22 protein-coding genes are annotated in these 17788 nt (G+C 74.1%); 14 read left to right on the forward strand and 8 right to left on the reverse strand.

The genetic code is table 11. The annotated features are described in order from the left end of the window. Positions 1-8: 8 nt before the first annotated feature. Complete coding sequence (locus LG396_RS01985; RefSeq protein WP_225793318.1) at positions 9-1049, reverse strand: DUF5685 family protein; 1041 nt, start codon at positions 1047-1049, stop codon at positions 9-11. Between the two features lie 139 nt (positions 1050-1188). Here LG396_RS01985 and LG396_RS01990 point away from each other — a divergent pair, with 139 nt between their 5' ends. Together LG396_RS01990 and LG396_RS01995 are read left to right on the forward strand one after the other, a co-directional pair. Then, positions 1189-1779, forward strand: coding sequence for an RNA polymerase sigma factor (locus tag LG396_RS01990; RefSeq protein WP_018836583.1), 591 nt, complete (start codon positions 1189-1191; stop codon positions 1777-1779). 11 nt (positions 1780-1790) lie between these two features. Beyond that, on the forward strand, positions 1791-2396 hold the full coding sequence (locus tag LG396_RS01995; RefSeq protein ID WP_225793319.1) for a hypothetical protein: 606 nt from the start codon (positions 1791-1793) through the stop codon (positions 2394-2396). Between the two features lie 195 nt (positions 2397-2591). Here LG396_RS01995 and LG396_RS02000 read toward each other — a convergent pair whose 3' ends face one another. Next, entirely contained in the window at positions 2592-2984 is a 393-nt protein-coding gene (locus tag LG396_RS02000; RefSeq protein WP_225793320.1) for a nuclear transport factor 2 family protein, read from the reverse strand. Between the two features lie 88 nt (positions 2985-3072). Here LG396_RS02000 and LG396_RS02005 point away from each other — a divergent pair, with 88 nt between their 5' ends. The 9 genes from LG396_RS02005 to LG396_RS02045 all read left to right on the forward strand — a co-directional run bounded on the left by LG396_RS02005 (position 3073) and on the right by LG396_RS02045 (position 11034). After that, the gene (locus tag LG396_RS02005) at positions 3073-3843 is read left to right on the forward strand and encodes a helix-turn-helix domain-containing protein (protein WP_225793321.1); all 771 of its coding nucleotides are present in this window, start codon (positions 3073-3075) and stop codon (positions 3841-3843) included. A gap of 191 nt (positions 3844-4034) precedes the next feature. After that, complete coding sequence (locus LG396_RS02010; protein ID WP_225793322.1) at positions 4035-5390, forward strand: methyl-accepting chemotaxis protein; 1356 nt, start codon at positions 4035-4037, stop codon at positions 5388-5390. Continuing rightward, a complete protein-coding gene (locus tag LG396_RS02015; protein WP_225793323.1) occupies positions 5387-5893 on the forward strand; it encodes a hypothetical protein in 507 nt (168 codons plus the stop codon). Before LG396_RS02010 ends, LG396_RS02015 begins: the two co-directional genes overlap by 4 nt. Before the next feature lie 33 nt (positions 5894-5926). Continuing rightward, positions 5927-6592 (forward strand): vWA domain-containing protein, encoded by a 666-nt coding sequence (locus LG396_RS02020; RefSeq protein ID WP_018836589.1) that lies wholly within the window; start codon positions 5927-5929, stop codon positions 6590-6592. 26 nt (positions 6593-6618) lie between these two features. Then, complete coding sequence (locus tag LG396_RS02025) at positions 6619-7761, forward strand: protein phosphatase 2C domain-containing protein (protein WP_225793324.1); 1143 nt, start codon at positions 6619-6621, stop codon at positions 7759-7761. Continuing rightward, positions 7758-8717 (forward strand): hypothetical protein, encoded by a 960-nt coding sequence (locus LG396_RS02030; RefSeq protein ID WP_225793325.1) that lies wholly within the window; start codon positions 7758-7760, stop codon positions 8715-8717. Before LG396_RS02025 ends, LG396_RS02030 begins: the two co-directional genes overlap by 4 nt. Positions 8718-8783: 66 nt before the next feature. Then, positions 8784-9446, forward strand: coding sequence for a response regulator transcription factor (locus tag LG396_RS02035; protein WP_225793326.1), 663 nt, complete (start codon positions 8784-8786; stop codon positions 9444-9446). Beyond that, positions 9437-10627, forward strand: a complete 1191-nt coding sequence (locus tag LG396_RS02040; protein ID WP_225793327.1) for a sensor histidine kinase — start codon at positions 9437-9439, stop codon at positions 10625-10627. Before LG396_RS02035 ends, LG396_RS02040 begins: the two co-directional genes overlap by 10 nt. A 203-nt stretch (positions 10628-10830) precedes the next feature. Next, positions 10831-11034 (forward strand): cold-shock protein, encoded by a 204-nt coding sequence (locus LG396_RS02045; protein WP_018836593.1) that lies wholly within the window; start codon positions 10831-10833, stop codon positions 11032-11034. A gap of 117 nt (positions 11035-11151) precedes the next feature. Here the strand turns inward: LG396_RS02045 and LG396_RS02050 are convergent, their stop codons facing one another. Further along, entirely contained in the window at positions 11152-11373 is a 222-nt protein-coding gene (locus LG396_RS02050; RefSeq protein WP_027741397.1) for a hypothetical protein, read from the reverse strand. Positions 11374-11541: 168 nt separating this feature from the next. Here LG396_RS02050 and LG396_RS02055 point away from each other — a divergent pair, with 168 nt between their 5' ends. From LG396_RS02055 to LG396_RS02065, 3 genes are read left to right on the forward strand one after another with little or no spacing between them, the layout of a single operon-like run. Continuing rightward, entirely contained in the window at positions 11542-12729 is a 1188-nt protein-coding gene (locus tag LG396_RS02055; RefSeq protein WP_037753417.1) for a CE1758 family FMN-dependent luciferase-like monooxygenase, read from the forward strand. Next, the gene (locus tag LG396_RS02060; protein WP_225793328.1) at positions 12729-13238 is read left to right on the forward strand and encodes a MarR family winged helix-turn-helix transcriptional regulator; all 510 of its coding nucleotides are present in this window, start codon (positions 12729-12731) and stop codon (positions 13236-13238) included. The genes LG396_RS02055 and LG396_RS02060 overlap by 1 nt, the downstream gene beginning before the upstream one ends. Continuing rightward, entirely contained in the window at positions 13235-13915 is a 681-nt protein-coding gene (locus LG396_RS02065) for a CE1759 family FMN reductase (RefSeq protein ID WP_225793329.1), read from the forward strand. The genes LG396_RS02060 and LG396_RS02065 overlap by 4 nt, the downstream gene beginning before the upstream one ends. A 36-nt stretch (positions 13916-13951) precedes the next feature. Here LG396_RS02065 and LG396_RS02070 read toward each other — a convergent pair whose 3' ends face one another. From LG396_RS02070 to LG396_RS02090, 5 genes are all read right to left on the reverse strand, one after another. Continuing rightward, on the reverse strand, positions 13952-14332 hold the full coding sequence (locus LG396_RS02070; protein WP_037753425.1) for a DoxX family protein: 381 nt from the start codon (positions 14330-14332) through the stop codon (positions 13952-13954). 121 nt (positions 14333-14453) lie between these two features. After that, positions 14454-14930: an SRPBCC family protein gene (locus LG396_RS02075; RefSeq protein WP_018836599.1), complete on the reverse strand. Its 477-nt coding sequence runs from the start codon at positions 14928-14930 to the stop codon at positions 14454-14456. Position 14931: 1 nt separating this feature from the next. Next, the gene (locus LG396_RS02080) at positions 14932-15120 is read right to left on the reverse strand and encodes an acyl carrier protein (protein WP_130456433.1); all 189 of its coding nucleotides are present in this window, start codon (positions 15118-15120) and stop codon (positions 14932-14934) included. 74 nt (positions 15121-15194) lie between these two features. Next, on the reverse strand, positions 15195-16505 hold the full coding sequence (locus LG396_RS02085) for a ketosynthase chain-length factor (RefSeq protein WP_225793331.1): 1311 nt from the start codon (positions 16503-16505) through the stop codon (positions 15195-15197). Further along, positions 16502-17761, reverse strand: a complete 1260-nt coding sequence (locus LG396_RS02090; protein WP_308190055.1) for a beta-ketoacyl-[acyl-carrier-protein] synthase family protein — start codon at positions 17759-17761, stop codon at positions 16502-16504. Before LG396_RS02090 ends, LG396_RS02085 begins: the two co-directional genes overlap by 4 nt. Between the last annotated feature and the right edge of the window lie 27 nt (positions 17762-17788).

Here is a 17788-nt window from a genome sequence, read left to right on the forward strand (position 1 = left end):
GCGTACCGCTAGCAGCTGCAGTCGCAGCATTCACAGCACTCGCAGCAGTTGCAGCATCCGTCGCAACTGCCGCACCCGCTGCAGTCGCAGCCGCCCTTCTGCTTGTGCTCCTCCTCCTGCTCCCCCTCCGGGCCCTGCCCCAGCGGTGTGAAGGCGGGCGGCGGCGGGCCGAACTCGCCGCCCGCGTGCGCGAAGGTGCGGCGCACCGCGCGCTCCAACTCGCCGACCAGCAGCACGCGGACCAGCCGGTCGTCGGTGAACTCCGCGTCCGCCAGGGCGAGTGCGACGCCGCGCGTCGCGTCGTCGCAGAGCTGGCGCACCCGGGCGGGCTCCGTCTCCGTCGCCGTGATCGGGTTCCACGCGCCCGTACGCCGGTCCTCCACCGCATCCTGCACGGCGTCCAGCAGGTGCGCGACGCGGCCGAAGAGGCGGCCGGCCTCGGCCAGCGCCGCCTCGTTTCCGGGCCGGCCCGCCAGCCGCGCGGTGTGGGCGAACGCCGCCGCCGTCGCCAGCTCCGTGGGCTCGGTCACCGCGAGCACGGACGTCCCGGGCCCGGCCAGCGCCTCCACCTCCCGCTGCCGCTCGACCGCCTCGACGAGCACCCCGGTGTCGAACCCCAGCCCCGCGCCGCCCCGTTCCCCGGCGGCCTCCCAGCCCCCGGCCACGCGGCGGGCCGGCGCGGCGAGCACCGGCCGCGCGAGCGCACCGTCGCCGTCGGCGACGTGGTCGCGGATCTTCGCGGAAGCCAGCAGCAGCGACACCACCGCCGCCAGTTGCGCCCCTTCCCCGTACGCGACCTCCGCCCGCCGCATCCGGCGCAGCGGACACGGCCCGGCGGTGCGCCAGCCGCCGCCGCTGCGGCCCTCGGCCCTGGCCGCCTGCGCGTCGTACAGCACCGATATCAGGAGCCCGTCGTGGTTGGTGGCGGCCCGAGCGACCTGCCCGCCCTGGCCGCGCAGCGCCAGGCACAGCCCGCACAAGTGGCCCAGCCACTCCTTGGCCAGGCCTTTCGGCAGCCGGCAGCGGCACGGACGAATAATGCCGAACATGCGTTTCCCCTCCCGCAGTCCACCCGTCGGGTGGAAGACGAGGCTACGCGTGGCGCGGTTCGCGGGTGGTGGCACCCGGTAACGCTTCGGGGGCTGCCGGCCAAGTGTGTGATGTAGGCAGGGGTTGAAGGGATCGCACATGGTCAGCAGCTCGGGTGAGGCCGTCCGCCGGATCGGCACGGACCCGCAGGCGTTCGAGGCGTTCTACCGCGCCCATGTCGACGCGGTCGAGCGGTTCATCGCCCGCCGGGTGGCCGATCCGCATCGCGTCGCGGATCTGACGGCGGAGGTGTTCCTGGCCACGATCGAGTCGGCCGAGGGGTACAGACCGTCGCGCGGGGCGCCGATCGCCTGGCTGTACGGCGTCGCGCGCAACGTGCTGGCGGGGGACCGGCGGCGCAGCGCTCGCGAGCGCGACGCCGGTCTGCGGCTGGCGGGGCGGCGGCTCGTCGAGGCGGACGACATCGCCCGGCTGGACGAGCGGATAGACGCCGAGGCCCAGGCCCGCACGCTGTACGAGGCGATGGAGCAACTGCCCGCCCACGAGCGGGCGGTGCTGGAGCTCGTGGCGCTCGACGGCCTGACCGTCAGCGAGGCGGGCAGGGCGCTGGGCATCCGGGCGCCCACCGCGCGGGTGCGCCTGCACCGGGCCCGCCGCCGCGTCCGCGACCACTTCGCAGCCCCCGTCTCACCGCCGGCCGTGCCGGCGGCTTCCGGACCGAGACAGTAGGAGAAACCACCATGAGCAAGACAGAGGGCCCGCTCACCGGCTTCGAGGAGCGGCTGCTCGGCGAGCTGAAGCAGGTCGTCGCGGACCGCGCGGCGGCACAGGGCACGGCGCCCGGGCCGGTCGCCGTGGCCGTTCGCGCACCGCGCCCGCGCCGCCGTGTGTGGGCGGGGCTCACCGCCACGGTGGGCGTCGCGGCGGCCGGCACCGCGGCGGTGGTCGCCCTGCCCGCGATGGGGGGTTCGGCCGCGTACGCCGTCGAGACGAACGAGGACGGGACGGTGACGGCGACGATCAAGGAGTTCAAGGACGCCGAGGGGCTGGAGCGGCAGTTGGAGGAGCACGGCGTGTCCGCGGAGGTGGACTACGTCGAGTGGGGGAAGTGGTGCCGGCAGGACCGCGGTGAGACCGTCGACCGCGACTTCCTCTTCGACCAGCAGAGCCCGAAGGAGCAGGGGGGCTCGTGGTCCTTCACCGTCCGGCCCGCCGACTTCGAGCCGGGGGAGACGCTGGTGATCGACACGGCCTGGTCGCAGGACGGCGAGCTGGCCAGCGCCTTCATCGGCAGCCAACTCGTCACGGGCCCCGTCCGGCCCTGCGACCCGTCCCCCGCCCGATGACACCCCGCCCACGGTCGATACGCCGGACGCCCTGACCCCGGGCGGGCCCCGGCGGGCCCAGGCCCCGCCCCCGCGCAGGGCACCCCTGCGCACCCACCGCGACAGCCCCGCAGGGCGCCCACCCCGCGTCCCTGGGCGCACCGCGCCCCCGGCCCGCACGACGCCGCCGGGGGCGCACGGCCCGTACGAAGCGACTCACCGCCCGGCGGTCTCCGCCCACCACGAGAGATGAGCCCCGGCCTGCGCCGTCGGCTCGATGATCTCCCAGCCCTCGGCGATCAGCCCGCCGTCGACCCGCCAGATGTCGACCACCGTGATCTCCGGTCCGCCCCCGGGGAGCCACCGCCGGGAGTGCATGACGACGTGGTCCCCCTCGGCCAGCAGGTGGTGGATCTCGACCTGCATCCCGGCGAGCGGGGTCAGCGCCGCTTCCACGGCGGCAAGCCAGCCCGCCTTGTCCGAGGTGGTCGCGTCGGGCCGGTGGTGGACGAAGTCGTCGCTCAGCAGCGGCCCGAGGCCGTCGGCGCTGCCCGTCTCGATCAGCTGCGCGAGCGCCCGCTGGACGACCGCCTTGTTGTCGGTACTCATGCGGCGCAGTCTTTCGGCGGTCGCGGCGGCTGTCGATGACATGGCATTTCATGGGCGTACGGCGCCGCGGTGCGTACCCTCGGCGAACGTGCACACCATCGGCGACCTCCTCCGGCAGTGGCGGCACCGCCGCCGGCTCAGCCAGCTCGACCTCGCCATCGCCGCAGACGTCTCGGCCCGCCATGTCAGCCTCATCGAGACGGGCAGGACCAACCCGAGCGCCGACATGGTGCTCCGGCTCGCCGAGCGGCTGGCGGTGCCGCTGCGCGAGCGCAACCGGCTGCTCCTCGCCGCCGGCTTCGCGCCGCGCTACCCGGAGCGGCCGCTCGACGACGAGGCGCTGGCGGCGGCCGGGGCCGCGGTCGCGCGCGTGCTGCGCGCCCACGAGCCGTACCCCGCGGTGGCCTTCGACCGCCGGTGGAACATCGTGCGGACCAACCGCGCGGTCGAGCCGTTCTTCGCCGGCGTCGACCCCGACCTGCTCCGGCCGCCGGTCAACCTCGTACGGCTGGGACTGGACCCGCGCGGCTTCGCGCCGATGGTGGTCAACCTGGACGACGTCCGCGCGGTGTTCCGCGCCCGCATCGGCCGCCAGCTCGCCGTTGCACCCGACCCCGAAGTCACCGCGCTCTACGAAGAACTGCTGGAGCCGGGCGCCGAGGACCCGCCGGGCCGGACGGAAGCGTCCGACGTCGTGATCCCGATGATCCTCCGCGTGGCGGGGCGGGAGCTGCGGCTGTTCTCCACGATCACCACGTTCGGTACGCCGATGGACGTCACGCTCGCCGAGGTCTCGATCGAGTCGTACTACCCGGCCGACGCCCGGACGGCAGCCCACTTCGAGAACCCGGGCAGCTGACCCCGGTTCCCGGGACCGGTCCTGCCCACCGGATTCCGCAGAGTGACCGGTCAGGTACGTGCCGCTGCGCTAGCATCGGCGCAGGTGCCGCGGGTGACTCCGCGGCTGGTGGGGGGGGAGTTCCGGGGCCGGGCCGCGACGGGTGCGCGGCTAAAGCAGGCTCCCCTGTCGGTCGGCTGGGGGGTAGCTGCATGCCGTTAGGGGCTCTGGGAGATCGTCACGGCGTCGCCGCACATCTCACGGATCTCGCCGAGGAACCCGGACTCGCGTCCCGGCGTGACGAACTCACCGCCCTCGCCGACGCGCTGCGCGGCATCGGCACCAGCGACCTGGAGCCCTGGACGGAGCTGGACCTCATCGCGGCCTACGCCAGGCCCGAGTCGGTCCACGAGGCGCTGCGTCCGCCGCCGCAGCCGCGGTACCTCGCCTGGGTGGAGGCGGCCCTCGGCGCCCTGGTGTTCGTGCCGCTGCTGCTCACGTGGTTCGGCCTGACCCGGGCGTCCAGCGCGTACGACGCACTGACCGACGCCGATCCCGAGCAGGCCGAACGCCCCTTCCTGCAGCTCTGGCAGACGGGTTTCGAGGGCCACCTCACCGGCTGGTTCACCTTCGGGCACGTGGTCGCCTCCGCCACCGCGGTCATCGCCTGCCTGCTGCTCCTCGCCCTGCTGCACGGCTGGGGCCGTGCCGCCGCGGACCGCGCGGAGGAGGCGGCGCGCAACGACGGCGACCGGCTGCTCGCCCGGCTGCTGCCGGTGCTCACCCGGGCCCAACTGCTGCTCAACGAGGAGCGGTTCGGCTCACCGGCGCGCTTCGCCGCGGAGCTGGGCAAGTCGGCGACCAACCTCAACAGGCTGACCAGCAAGGCCGTCACCACGCAGGAGCGGCTGGAGAAGGCGTCCCAGCAGGTCGGCGAAGCCGTACGCGGCGCGGAGCGCCGATTGGCGGGCGTCGACGCCGCCGTGGCGCCGCTGGAGCAGGCGACCGAGGGCGTCGCGAAGGCGGTGCTCGCCAGCGGGGACCGGATGAAGGGCGCGCTCGGCGACGTACGCGCGGTCAACGGCGAGATCCGCGACCAGCTCGACCGGGCGGGCGAGCGGGTCGAGGACGCGGTCACCGTCCTGGCCGCGTCCCAGCGGTCGTTCACGACGAGCACGGAGCTGGCCGCCGACGTGACCGGGCAGACCCTGGCGCGGCTCGGGGAGGTGGCGGAGCAGACCGCCCTCGCGGTCACCGCGTCGCAGGACACGGCCCGCCTGATCGCCGAGCAGACCGACGCGCTGCACGCGATGGCGCAGAGCGTCGGCGAGCTGGCCGCTTCGGTACGTACCGCGCCCGTACCCGCGCCGACCGCACCCGTGCCTACCGTGCCCCTGCCCGCGCCGATCTCCGACCTGCGCCCCGGCGACGGCACCCGCAACGGGCCCCGTGGCGAGCCCCATGACGAGCCCCGTGATCAGCCCGGTGACGCCTCCGGCGACGCCCTCGCCGACGGCACCGGCGGCCGGCCCAAGGCCGCGGGACCCGCCGGCGGGGGAGCGCCGTGAGGTCCGGGCGCCGGTCCGGCCGGCTGCACCCGTTACACCTCGCCGGCTGGCTCTTCGCCGACGTGCTGCTGGTCCTCGCCCTCATCGCCATGGGCGACCAGGGCGATCCGGCGGCCGCCCGGCAGCCCTCGCCCGGCACCTCGGCGTCGCCCGGCAAGGACGCCGGGGAGAAGCCGGAGCCGTCGCCCAGCCCGTCGGGTCCGCGGGCCGTGGAGCGCAAGCCGGTGAAGGTCGCCGTCGAGGCCGACGCCTCGGACCGTACGCGCCTCGTCGAGCAGCTCCGCAAGGCCACCGCGAAGCACGAGGGCCGGCAGGCCGCCATGGTGCTCACCTTCGGGCACCACCAGGACGCCGGCGCCGGCGTCGACTACGCGCGCCGCGTCAACTCCCTGCTCGACGACGCCCGCCCCCAGATGTTCCGCGGCGCGACCACCCGCGACTTCGTGCTGCTCCAGGGCGCCGGCGGGCGCGCGGACCTGGAGATCTACTTCTACACCTACTGACGCCGTCCCCGCCCCGAACCGGAGGAACAGCCCGTGCAGATCCTGCCCTTCTACCTGGTGTGCGACGAGTCGGGCTCGATGGGCGGCGCGCCCATCGAGGCCATCAACAAGGCGCTGCCCGAACTGCACCAGGAGATCAGCACCAACCCCACGGTGGCCGACAAGACCCGCTTCGCCCTCATCGGCTTCTCCGACGACGCCCAGGTGCTCCAGCCGCTGGCGGACCTCAGCGAGCTGAACACCCTGCCGGCGCTCGCCGCCGGGGGAGTGACGTCGTACGGGCAGGCTTTCCGCGTCCTCAAGGCGTGCATCGAGACGGACGTGGGCGATCTGAAGGCCGAGGGCCACGAGGTCTACCGGCCGGTGGCGTTCTTCCTCTCCGACGGGGTGCCCACGGACGGGCAGTGGGAGGAGGCGCTGCGGGAGCTGACCGAGTCGCGCTACTGCCCCAAGATCATCGCGTTCGGCATCGGCGAGGCGGACACCGCCACGATCAGCCAGGTCGCGAACTTCCGCGCGTTCATGCAGCAGGACTCCGCCATCTCGCCGGCCGCCGCGCTGCGCGAGTTCGCGGCGAGCCTGACCCGCTCCATCGTGCGCTCGGCGAGCAGCATCTCCGCGGACGGCAGCGGCGACTTCACGCTCGCCGTGGACGACAAGGTGCCCGGGTTCGAAACGGTCACGCTGGACAAGCTCTGACGCGAGGGGAGGGTTCGGACCGTCTCATGGACCGCCAGATACCGCCGGACGGCGACCCGCGGCGGACGCAGGGCGCGGACAGCCACAGCCCCGCGGCCGGCCACGCCACCGCCCACGGAGGCAGCGACGGACTGCTCGAAGGGCTTCCGCCCGAGATTCAGCGCGCCATCGTCCAGCCCCGCGACCCCGCGCCCCCGCCCGAAGCCCTCCGGGGCGACCCCGAGTACGTCGGGCGCCCCCCGAGCTACCCGCCGCGCCCCCTGGGCCCGCCCTCCGTACGCGACGGCGACCTGCTCGCCGCCGTGCTGCCCGACAGCGTCGTCGACGGCGCCGAGCTGGGGCCGCTGACCGTGCGGGCGGCGTCCGTACGGGGCGACTCCCACCGGTGGCGCGGGGAGTGCCGGCAGGACGCCCTCGGCGTGACCCGACTCGGCCCCGCGGGCGGCGGGGGCGGGGGCGGCGCGGGCGGCGGCCGGCAGGACTTCGCCGGCACCGACGCCCTGCTGCTGCTCGCCGTCGCCGACGGGGTCGGCTCCGCGCCCCTGTCGCACCGCGGGTCGCACGCCGTCGTCGCCGGTGTCGCCGGGCACCTCGACGGGGCCGCCGCCGAGTTGGCCGACGCGCTGCGCGCCGGGGACGGCCCCCGCTTCCACGCCCTCGCGGACCGGGCGGTCGCCGCCGCCGCGGCGGAGCTGCGGGCGTCGGCCGACGGGCCGGTGTCCGCGTACGCGACCACCTTCCGCGCCCTGGTCGTCCCGCTCGACCCCGCCGTCCGCGTACGCGGCTTCCTCGGCGTCGGCGACGGCGGCCTGTTCCGGCTGCGCGACCGCGGCTGGTGGAACCTGGAGCACCCCGCGACCGCCACCCCGGGCACCGCCCCCGGCACCGGCGTCATCGACACCGGCACCGCGGCCCTCCCCGACGCGTACCAGCAGGTCGACGCCCGCCTCCTGGACCCGTCCGAGGCCGGGGACGTGCTGGTGCTGTGCACCGACGGCTTCTCCGGACCGCTCGCCGGCGAGAAGGAGTTCCGCGAGCACGTGGCCGAGCAGTGGGGGCACACCGCCGGCGTACCGCAGCCCTCCGACTTCCTCTGGCACGCGCAGACCAGGCTGAAGTCGTACGACGACGACCGCACCGTCATCTGCCTGTGGGAGGGGGTCCGGTGACCGCCGACGACGGTACGGACGTGCCGCTGTCCTCGCTGTCCTTCGGCGGCAAGATCGGCGACGGCGGCCAGGGCGAGGTGCACGCGCTACGGGACGTCCCCGGCCTGCTGTACAAGAGCTACCGCGCGCCGCACGAGGTCGACGGGCAGGCGCTGGCCGCCCTCGTCGCCGTCCACCGCACGCTGCCGCCCGAGGAGCGCGCGTATCTGGACGCGCGCGCCGCGTGGCCGCTGTGCCGGGTGGTGGACGGCGGGCGCGCGGTCGGCTTCCTGATGTACCGGGCCCCGGCGGCGATGACCTGGCAGACGCCCAACGGCGCCACGAAGCTCACCGAGCTGCAGTTCCTGCTGCGCGAGCCCAAGGCTTCCTGGCAGAGCATCGCCCAGCCCGCCCCCGGCCAGCGCCGGGAACTCGCGCTGGCGCTGGTCGAGTTGCTGGAGCGGCTGCACAGGTGGGGCCTGGTGCTGGGCGACGTCTCGCAGGCCAACATCCTGTGGACCGTACGTCCCGCGCCCGCCGTCCACCTGCTGGACTGCGACGGCTTCCGCGTCGCCGGCCGCTCCCCCGTCCTCGCCCAGGCCGACACCCCCGACTGGGGCGACCCGCTGGCCCCGGTCGGCTCGGCCACCGTGGACAGCGACCGCTACAAGGCCGCCCTCGCCACGGGCCGCATCCTCGCGCAGGACGCGTACACCGCGCCCGGACGCCAACTCGACGTGGTCCCCGGCGAGCTGGACGACCGCCAGGAAGCGGCCGTACGGGCCCGTTACACCCAGGCCGCCGGCGCGTACGGCACCCGCCCCACCCTCGCCGAGTGGCGCACGGCCCTCGTCGGCCGCGACGTCATCCGGCTCACCGCCGCAGAACCGGCACCCCGCCCGCCCGTGAACCGCGCGGTGCTGGACAGCGCCCGGGACCGCGGCACGATACCGCTGCGCCCGCCGCCGCAGGACTGAACGGGCGGCGGCACCGCAGGGAGCGCACTTACGCGGCTGCAATCGCCGTCCTGGTTCGATGGCGCCATGAGAGTCCTGGTAGCGGAGGACCACCGCATCCTGGCCCGTACCCTCGCCACCGGCCTGCGCCACCAGGCCATGGCGGTCGACGTCGCCCACACCGGCACCGAGGCCGACCGGATGTGCGCGGTCACCGACTACGACGTGCTCATCCTCGACCGCGACCTGCCCGGCCTGAGCGGGGACGAGGTGTGCCTGCGGCTGCGCGCGACCGAGGGGCCGCCGCAGATCCTGCTGCTCACGGCCGCCGGGGAGGTCTCCGACAAGGTCTACGGGCTGACCGCCCTCGGCGCCGACGACTACCTCGCCAAACCCTTCGACTTCACCGAACTCGTCGCCCGCGTACGCACCCTGAGCCGCCGCCCGCGCAGACCGGCCCCCGGCGTCCTGGAGCACGCGGGAATCGTCCTGGACCCGGTCCGGCACCGCGTCCACGCGCACGGCCGGCCCGTGGCGCTGACCCCCAGGGAGTTCGACGTCCTGCACCTGCTGCTCCGGGCCGGGGGCGCACCGGTGCCGCACGACACCCTCGTCCGTACCGTGTGGGACGAGCACCTCGACCCGCGCACCAGCGCCGTCCGCGCCACCGTCAGCCGACTGCGCGGCAAGCTCGGCGCCCCCGGCGTGATCGCCGCCGACACCGGAGAGGGCTACCGGCTGTGCGGCTGAACCCGCGCGCGTTCCTGCGCTGGCTGCCGTTCCGCGCCCGCCTCACCGCGGCGATCTCCGGCCTCTTCCTGCTCACCGGCACCGGCCTGCTGGCCTTCGTCGTCCTCCTCGCCCGGTACGGGACGGCCGAGCAGGTCCAGGGCCTGGACATCACGTACGACGAGACCCCGGACCGGCCGCTCACCGGCGCCCACCCCACGTACGCCGCGGTGCCGACGGCGCGCGACGACGTCGCCGAGATCAGGAAGATGGGCGAGACCGTCCAGGCCGTCCAGGACGCCGCCCTGCGCCAGATGGTCGTCTGGTCCGCGGTCGGCGTCCTCGTCCTGGCGCTGCTGGCCGGGTTCCTCGGCTGGTGGCTGGCGGGACGGGCGCTGCGCCCCGTCGCCTCCATGACGGCCGCCGCGCGCCGCATCAGCGAGGAGAACCTCCACGAGCGGCTGGCCCTGACCGGCCCGGACGACGAGCTCCACCGCCTCGCCGACACCTTCGACGCCATGCTCGACGGCCTGGAGCGCGCCTTCGAGAGCCGGCGGCGCTTCGTCGCCAACGCCTCCCACGAACTCAAGACGCCGCTCGCGGCCCAGCGCGCCGGCATCCAGGTCGGCCTGCCCGATCCGCTGCCGGACCACCTCGCGGAGGTACGCGCCGACCTGCTGGCCACCAACCGCGAGGCGGAGCAGCTGGTCGACGCGCTGCTGCTGCTCGCCCGCAGCGACCGCGGCCTGGCCGGATCCGAGGATGTGGACCTCACCGCGACCGCCGGTCAGGTCGCCGCAGAGCTGGCCCCCGCGGCGCGGGAACGCCGGGTGGACGTCACCGTTGAGGCGGGCCGCACCCCGCCCGTCGCCGGGGACCGCATCCTGCTGCGGCACCTGCTGGCCAACGTCGTCCGCAACGCGGTCCAGTACAACCACCCCGGCGGCCACGTCCGCGTACGCGTCGGGGACCGCACCCTGACGGTGACCAACACCGGCCCCACGGTCCCCGCGGAGGACATCCCGGCCCTCTTCGAACCCTTCCGGCGCCACGCCCCCGACCGCACCGCCCCCACTCCCGGCCACGGCCTGGGCCTGCCCATCGCCGCCTCCATAGCGGAGGCCCACACCGCCACCCTGACCGCGGCCCCGGGCCCGCGGGGCGGCCTGACCGTCACCCTCCGCTTCCCTCCGGCGCACTGACGGTCGGTCGTCGCGGTGCGTTCTGTGTTAGGCTGAGAAAAGTTGCAGTTGTGGTTCCCATGTACTTATGTGCGCCTACTGGCTTTGCCTTCGGGCGCATTTTTTGTTTTTCGGTGCTTGCTCCGGATCGGGAATTCATCGCGGCGACGCGGGATCGCGCACAAGCACGATTCCGGGAATGCCACCCAGAAGGAGACACCGATATGACCAGCGGAACCGTGAAGTGGTTCAACAGCGAAAAGGGCTTCGGCTTCATCGCCCAGGACGGCGGCGGCGCCGACGTCTTCGCCCACCACTCCAACATCGACGCGCAGGGCTTCCGCGAGCTGGCCGAGGGCCAGAAGGTGGAGTTCGACCTCGTGCAGGGCCAGAAGGGCCCGCAGGCGGAGAACATCCGCGTCGTCTGATCCGCGGTCCGCGTACCGCGGCGAAAGCCACGGGCAGGGGTCGTGCCGCAAGGCACGGCCCCTGCCCGCTTTCGTGCGCTCCGGCGCCCGCTCGCCCTGCTCCTCACGGGCGCGGAGTCAGAGCTTTTCCATGTGGTCGTACGGAGCGGTGACCCGGACCTGGCGGGAGCCGAAGTCGACGAGCATCGCGACGCCGTCCTCGGCGGCGACGATCGTGCCCAGGCCGTACCGGTCGTGTGTGACGCGGTCGCCTGGTGCGAAGGTCTTGGCCGTGGGGACGGCGGGTGCCTTGAAGGGACTGGTGGGCAGGTGGCGCCGCGGCGCGGATGCTTTCTTCATGGGAAGCCCAGTATGGGCCGCCGCGGCGGTCGGCGTGCCACTCGTGCCCGATCGAAACGCGATCGCATGACGACGGGCCCTCCCTCCGCCCACCCGGAATACATGAGCAGTCATGTTGTTGAGGGGGTGTGCGCCCGGACGGACGCGCGGAGTGAGGAGGAGAGGATCATGCAGTTCGGGATCTTCAGCGTCGGCGACATCGCCCCCGACCCGGTGACCGGCCGCACCTACAGCGAGGCCGAGCGCATCGACAACATCGTCCGGGTCGCGAAGCGTGCCGACGAGGTGGGCCTCGACGTGTTCGCGCTCGGCGAGCACCACAACCCCCCGTTCATCCCCTCGTCGCCCCCGACCCTCCTGGCCTACGTCGCCGCGCAGACGCGGCGCATCGTGCTCAGCACCTCGGTCACCCTGATGACCACCAACGACCCGGTGAAGATCGCCGAGGACTACGCCATGCTCCAGCACGTCGCCAAGGGGCGGCTGGACCTGATGGTCGGGCGCGGCAACACCGTGCCGGTCTACCCGTGGTTCGGCAAGGACATCCGCGAGGGCGTCGCGCTGGCGCTGGAGAACTACAACCTGCTGCACCGGCTGTGGCGCGAGGACGTCGTCGACTGGGAGGGCAGGTTCCGTACGCCGCTGCAGGGGTTCACCGCGACGCCGCGGCCGCTGGACGACGTACCGCCGTTCGTCTGGCACGGCTCCATCCGCTCGCCGGAGATCGCCGAGCAGGCCGCGTACTACGGCAACGGGTTCTTCGCCAACCACATCCTGGCGCCGAACTTCCACTTCAAGCGGCTCGTCGACCTCTACCGGCAGCGCTACGCGCACTACGGGCACGGCACGCCGGAGCAGGCCGTCGTGGGCCTGGGCGGGATGTCGTTCATCGCCCCGCGGTCGCAGGACGCGGTGGAGCGCTTCCGCCCGTACTTCGAGAACTACCCGATGTTCCGCGGGTCCCGGCTGGAGGACCACATGGCGGCCACCCCGCTGACCGTGGGCAGCCCGCAGCAGGTCATCGACAAGGTCCTCACCTTCCAGGAGGGCTTCGGCGACTACCAGCGGCAGCTGTTCGCGCTCGACGGCCTGGCGCTGCCGGTCGAGACGGCGCTGGAGCAGGTCGAGCTGCTGGGCACCGAGGTCGTCCCCGTCCTGCGCAGGGAGCTGGAGTCCCGCCGGGCGGAGGGCGTGCCGGACGCGCCGACGCACGCCTCGCTCGTCACCGCGAAGTACGGGGACGGGGAGCCGCGCCGGCCGCGGCCGAACCCCAACCGCGGTGACAACCTGTCCGGCACCATGCCGTACCAGGACAGCGACCCCGCCGTCCAGGCGAAGTTCCCGGTGGTGGGCTGATGGCCGCCGGCACGACGCAGCTCGCGCTCGCGGCCTGGGAGTCGTTGTTCCGCGCCCAGGCCACGCTCGCCCGCGAGTTCGAGTACACCGGCGACTGGGGCGACGTGCTGCCGCGCGAGTACGGCGTCCTGCACGCCCTGTCCGACGCGGACGACGGGCGCCGGATCACCGAGCTGATGGAGGACGCCCTGCTCACGCAGGCCGGCGTCTCGCGCCTCGTCGCCCGGCTGGAGAAGCGCGGGTACGTCGAGCGCCGCGACGACCCCGCCGACGCCCGCGCCTGCCGCGTCGCGCTCACCGCCGAGGGCCGCGAGACGTACCGCAGGCTGGGGCGCGCGCACGCGCGGCAGGTGCGCGAGGCGATGACGCGGGCCCTGGACCCGGAGCAGCTCGAAACCCTGCGGGAGCTGACCGCGGCCCTGCTCGCCGCGAGCCCCGCCCCCACCTCGTCCCCGACGCCCGCAGCCACTTCCCCGTCCGCCCGATCGCAGCGAAGGAGCCGGGCATGACCACCGAACGGAAGATCGTCGTCATCAACGCCGGTGTCAGCGAGGAGTCGTCGACCCGCCGGCTCGCCGGCCGGATCGCGCAGCAGAGCATCGACACCCTGGGCGCGGCCGGCATCCCCGCCACCGTGACCATGCTCGACCTCGGGCCGCTGGCCACCGAGATCGCCCGCTCGCTCGTCTCCGGCTTCCCCACCGGGCCGGTGAGCGACGCCATCGCCCGGCTCGCGGACGCGGACGCGGTGGTCGCGGCCACGCCGGTGTACAAGGCGGGGATCAGCGGCCTGTTCAAGTCGTTCGCCGACCTGATCGACAACGACCTGCTCATCGCCGTGCCGGTGGTCCTCGCCGCCACCGGCGGCACCGCCCGCCACGCGATGGTCACCGACGACCAGCTCCGCCCGCTCTTCGCCTTCCTCCGCGCGCTGCCGGTCCCCACGTCGCTGTACGCGGCCCCGGAGGACTGGGGCTCCCCCGAGCTGGGCAAGCGGATCGCCCGGGCCGCCGGCGAACTCGCCGCCCTGCTGCGTACCGACGCGCCGCGGCAGATCGCCGACGACAACTGGGGCGGCTACCGGCACCGGTTCGCCGGCCAGGCCACCCGCGCCGAACAGGGCGCGACGGACGTCGACTTCGACACCGACCTGATGCGCCTGGCCACCGGCGGCCCGGCGTCCTGACCCGTCACGCCGCCCGCTCCGCCGGCCGCCGGCCGGTCAGCCGGTGAAGGACTCCGGGCCGAAGCGGCCCGCGGCCACGAAGACGGCCAGGGCGAAGTAGGCCAGGTCCAGCACGACCTCCTTCTCCCGGCGGCGCAGGCGCGTGACGACCGCACCGGCCATCAGCAGCGTCGCGCCCAGGGCGGCGAGCGGCACCAGGACCGGCGCGATGTCGAGCACGGCGGGCAGCACCAGGCCCACCGCGGCGAGGGCCTCGACGCCGCCGATGGCCTTGACGGCACGGGCGTCGAAGTCCTCGACCCATCTCCCGCTGCGGTGGCCGGCGAGCGTCTCCTTGGGCAGGAACAACTTGGAGACGGAGCCGACGGCGTAGACGGCACAGAGCACTCCGGCGGCGATCCACAGGGCGACGTTCACGGGCGTCCTCCTCGCAGGGCGGTCGTACATCAGACGCCGCGGAACCGCTCCCTGTGACACCGGCCGTACGCAACCGGCCCGTACGCGACAGGCCGTACGCGACCGCCCCGGCCCCCGCCGATCAGCCCCCGGCGGCGTCCACCTCCCCCGCCCGGTGCGCCGTCTCGACGATCTCCTTGATCCGCGCCATGTTGATCTGCGACATCTCGTTGAGGTGGTCGGTCATCTGGTCGTTGTCGTACGGGGCGCCGGCCCGCATGTCGAACTCCTGCACCCAGCGCATCTCGGTGCCCTCGCCGGTCACGCGGTAGGTCCAGTGCAGCTTCATGTAGACGAACGGGCCGGTCTCGATCCGGTACGCCTCGACCGTGAGCGCGTCCCGGTCGGGCGCGCGGTGGGAAACCCACTCCCACACCCGCCCGTTCGCGTCCGGACACGTCTTGATCCGGAAGTCGATGCCGTCGTCCGTGCGCCGCAGGATCTCCGTCTCGGCGTAGCCGGCGAAGAGGTCGGGCCAGGTCTCGACGTCGTTGGTCATGGTCCACACGAGGTCGACCGGGGCGTCGATCACGACGGAGTGCTCGGTGCGTGCTCCCATGTCAGGCGTCCTTTCCGGAGGCCAAGTCGTTGATCAGCCGGACCGTGCCCCCGGGGGTCCTCATGTCCCCCTCCGGGACCTCGATCCCGAGGGTCTGCTTGATCCGCGCGGACAGCTCCAGCAGCGCGAGCGAGTCGTAGCCGAGTTCGTCGAAGCCCATGTCGGCGATGTCGCCGTCCAGATCGGCCACGTCGGACTCTCCTGCGCAGTCTCTGATGAGCGATACGAGTTGCGAGAGGGTGATCCCGGACACGGGTGACCTCCTTAGGCAGGGCGCGTGACCGCGCGATGGTGAGGGGACCGGACGTAGCGACTGAGGACGATCGCCGAGTTGAAGCCGCCGGCGCCGCGGGCGACGACCAGCGCGTTGCGCACCGGCGTCTCGCGGGGTTCGCCGAGCACCAGGTCGATGCCGGGGCCGGGGGCGGGAGCGCGGGTGCCGGCGGTCGGCGGGATGACCGAGTCGCGCATCGACAGCAGGGCGGTCGCCATGTCGAGGGCCGCCCCGCCCGCGTAGAGCCGGCCGGTGAGCGTCTTGGGCGCGGTGACCGGGACGGCCGCGGGGCCGAAGACCTCCGCGAGGGCCGCCGCCTCTTCCCGGTCCCGGTCCGGTACGCCGAGGGCGTCGGCGAAGACCACGTCGATGTCCGCGGGATCCGTGCGCGCCTCGCGCAGGGCGCCCCTGATCGCCCCCGCCAGCGCGGGGGGCCGGCCGGAGCCGGGACGGGGGTCGAACGTCGAGGCGTGCCCGGCGATCCGCCCGTAGATCCCGGCGGCGTTCCGGCGCAGTGCCGTGTCCTCCCGCTCGACGACCAGGAGCGCGCCGCCCTCGCCGGCCGCGTAGCCGGCGGCGTCGGCGTCGAAGGGCAGGTAGGCCCGTTCGGGATCGCGGGACGTGCTCAGCAGCCCGCCGGGGAGCTGGACGACGAGGCCCCACGGGCACAGCGGCGCGTCGAAGCCGCCCGTGAGCGCGGCGCGGAGGGTGCCCGTACGCAGCAGGCGTGCCGTGTCGGCGGCCGCGTCGAGGGCGCCGGCCTGTTCGGAGACGAAGACCGAGGTGTGTCCGCGCAGGCCGTGGCGGATGGAGATCTGGCCGGTGTTGACCGCGTAGAACCAGGCGAACGACTGGTACGAGCTGACCCGCTCCGGGCCCGTACCCCAGAGCTTCTGCAACTCCCGCTGCCCGAACTCGAAACCGCCGCACGCGCCGGCCGTCAGGACGCCCAGGTCGTACTCGCCGAGGCCCGCGGGATCCAGCCCGGCGTCCGCCAGCGCCCAGTCGGCGGCGGCCAGGGCGTAGCGCGTCATGCGGTCGGTCTGCGGCAGCAGCCGCTGGGAGAGCAGCGCGGCGTCGTCGAAGTCGAGGACCTCGCCGCCCACGCACACGGGGTAGGCGCTCGCGTCGAAGCGCTGGAGGAGGCCGATGCCGCTCCGGGCGGCGAGGGTTGCCGCCCAGAACTCGGCGGTGCCGATGCCGTTGGGCGCGACGACGCCGACCCCGGTGACGACGGCCCTTGCCGGCCCGGTACGCCGGCCGTCCGCGCCCTCGACGGCCGGGCCGGCGGTGACGGTCACGGCGCCACCGCCTTCGCCGGGGGGCGGCAGAGCACCGCGGCGCTCTGGAACCCGCCGAAGCCGCTGCCGACGCTGAGCACGGTGTCCACCCGCTGTTCCCGGGCCGTGTTGGGGACGTAGTCCAGGTCGCACTCGGGGTCGGGCTCTTCGTAGTTCGCGGTGGGCGGGATCACGCCGTACTCGATGGCCAGCGCGCACGCGGCCAGTTCCAGCGAGCCGATCGCGCCGAGCGAGTGCCCGATCATCGACTTGATGGAGCTGACCGGGACCTCGTAGGCGCGGCGGCCCAGGCTCCGCTTGAACGCTGCCGTCTCGTGCCGGTCGTTCTGCCGGGTCCCGGAGCCGTGGGCGTTGATGTAGTCGAGATCGGCACCGTCGCGGCGGGCCTGCCGCATGGCGGCCCGGATGGCCTCGGCCATCTCGCGGCCGTGCCGGGTCAGACCGGTCATGTGGTAGGCGTTCGACCTGGTCGCGAAGCCGCGGACCTCGGCGTAGACGCGGGCCCCGCGCCGGTACGCGGCCGCCAGCTCCTCGATGACGAACACCGCGGCGCCCTCGCCGAGGACGAAGCCGTCGCGGTTGCGGTCGAAGGGCCGGGAGGCGTGCGCAGGGTCGCCGTTGTTCGCCGAGGTCGCCTTGATCGCGTCGAAGCAGGCCACGGTGATGGGGGAGATGGGGGCGTCGGTCGCCCCGCAGACGACCACGTCCGCCCGCCCGTCGCGGACGAGGCCGGCCCCGTACCCCACGGCGTCGAGGCCGGAGGTGCAGCCGGTGGAGATCACGGTGACCGGCCCTTCCGCCCCCGCCTCCCACGCGACGTCGCGGCCGATGGAGGACGGGACGAAGTAGTCGAAGACCTGCGCGACGGTGGCCGTGTGGTCGACCAGCCAGTGCGACCCGAAGTCGCTGACGCGCTGGTAGTCCTGGTCGAGACTGGCGGTGCAGCCGACGGCCGTCCCGATGCTGACGCCGACCCGCGCGGGGTCCTGCCGGCCCGTGTCGAGCCCGCTGCTCGCCACCGCCTCGCGGGTCGCGGCGAGCGCCAGCTGCGTGGCCCTGTCGTACGTCGCCGCCTGCTCGGGCGACAGTCCCTCGGCCGCCGGGTCGAAGTCGATCTCCGCGGCGACCCGGGACCGGAACGGCGCGGGGTCGATCAGGCTCATCGTCCGCGTCGCGGTGCGCCCCGAGACCAGCAACCGCCAGAACGCCTCCGTCCCCACCCCGCCGGGGGCCCGTACGCCGATGCCCGTGATCACCGCACGCCTCTCCGCGTCACCCCCCAT

The sequence above is a fragment of the Streptomyces aculeolatus genome, from assembly GCF_020400605.1.
Taxonomy (GTDB): Bacteria; Actinomycetota; Actinomycetes; order Streptomycetales; family Streptomycetaceae; genus Streptomyces; species Streptomyces aculeolatus.

Excerpts from the sequence above, each read along its gene's own strand:
- LG396_RS01985 (WP_225793318.1), bottom strand. The coding sequence starts at position 1,049 with ATGTTCGGCATTATTCGTCCGTGCCGCTGCCGGCTGCCGAAAGGCCTG.
- LG396_RS01990 (WP_018836583.1), top strand. The coding sequence starts at position 1,189 with ATGGTCAGCAGCTCGGGTGAGGCCGTCCGCCGGATCGGCACGGACCCG.
- LG396_RS01995 (WP_225793319.1), top strand. The coding sequence starts at position 1,791 with ATGAGCAAGACAGAGGGCCCGCTCACCGGCTTCGAGGAGCGGCTGCTC.
- LG396_RS02000 (WP_225793320.1), bottom strand. The coding sequence starts at position 2,984 with ATGAGTACCGACAACAAGGCGGTCGTCCAGCGGGCGCTCGCGCAGCTG.
- LG396_RS02010 (WP_225793322.1), top strand. The coding sequence starts at position 4,035 with ATGCCGTTAGGGGCTCTGGGAGATCGTCACGGCGTCGCCGCACATCTC.
- LG396_RS02025 (WP_225793324.1), top strand. The coding sequence starts at position 6,619 with ATGGACCGCCAGATACCGCCGGACGGCGACCCGCGGCGGACGCAGGGC.
- LG396_RS02035 (WP_225793326.1), top strand. The coding sequence starts at position 8,784 with ATGAGAGTCCTGGTAGCGGAGGACCACCGCATCCTGGCCCGTACCCTC.
- LG396_RS02045 (WP_018836593.1), top strand. The coding sequence starts at position 10,831 with ATGACCAGCGGAACCGTGAAGTGGTTCAACAGCGAAAAGGGCTTCGGC.
- LG396_RS02050 (WP_027741397.1), bottom strand. The coding sequence starts at position 11,373 with ATGAAGAAAGCATCCGCGCCGCGGCGCCACCTGCCCACCAGTCCCTTC.
- LG396_RS02055 (WP_037753417.1), top strand. The coding sequence starts at position 11,542 with ATGCAGTTCGGGATCTTCAGCGTCGGCGACATCGCCCCCGACCCGGTG.
- LG396_RS02060 (WP_225793328.1), top strand. The coding sequence starts at position 12,729 with ATGGCCGCCGGCACGACGCAGCTCGCGCTCGCGGCCTGGGAGTCGTTG.
- LG396_RS02065 (WP_225793329.1), top strand. The coding sequence starts at position 13,235 with ATGACCACCGAACGGAAGATCGTCGTCATCAACGCCGGTGTCAGCGAG.
- LG396_RS02075 (WP_018836599.1), bottom strand. The coding sequence starts at position 14,930 with ATGGGAGCACGCACCGAGCACTCCGTCGTGATCGACGCCCCGGTCGAC.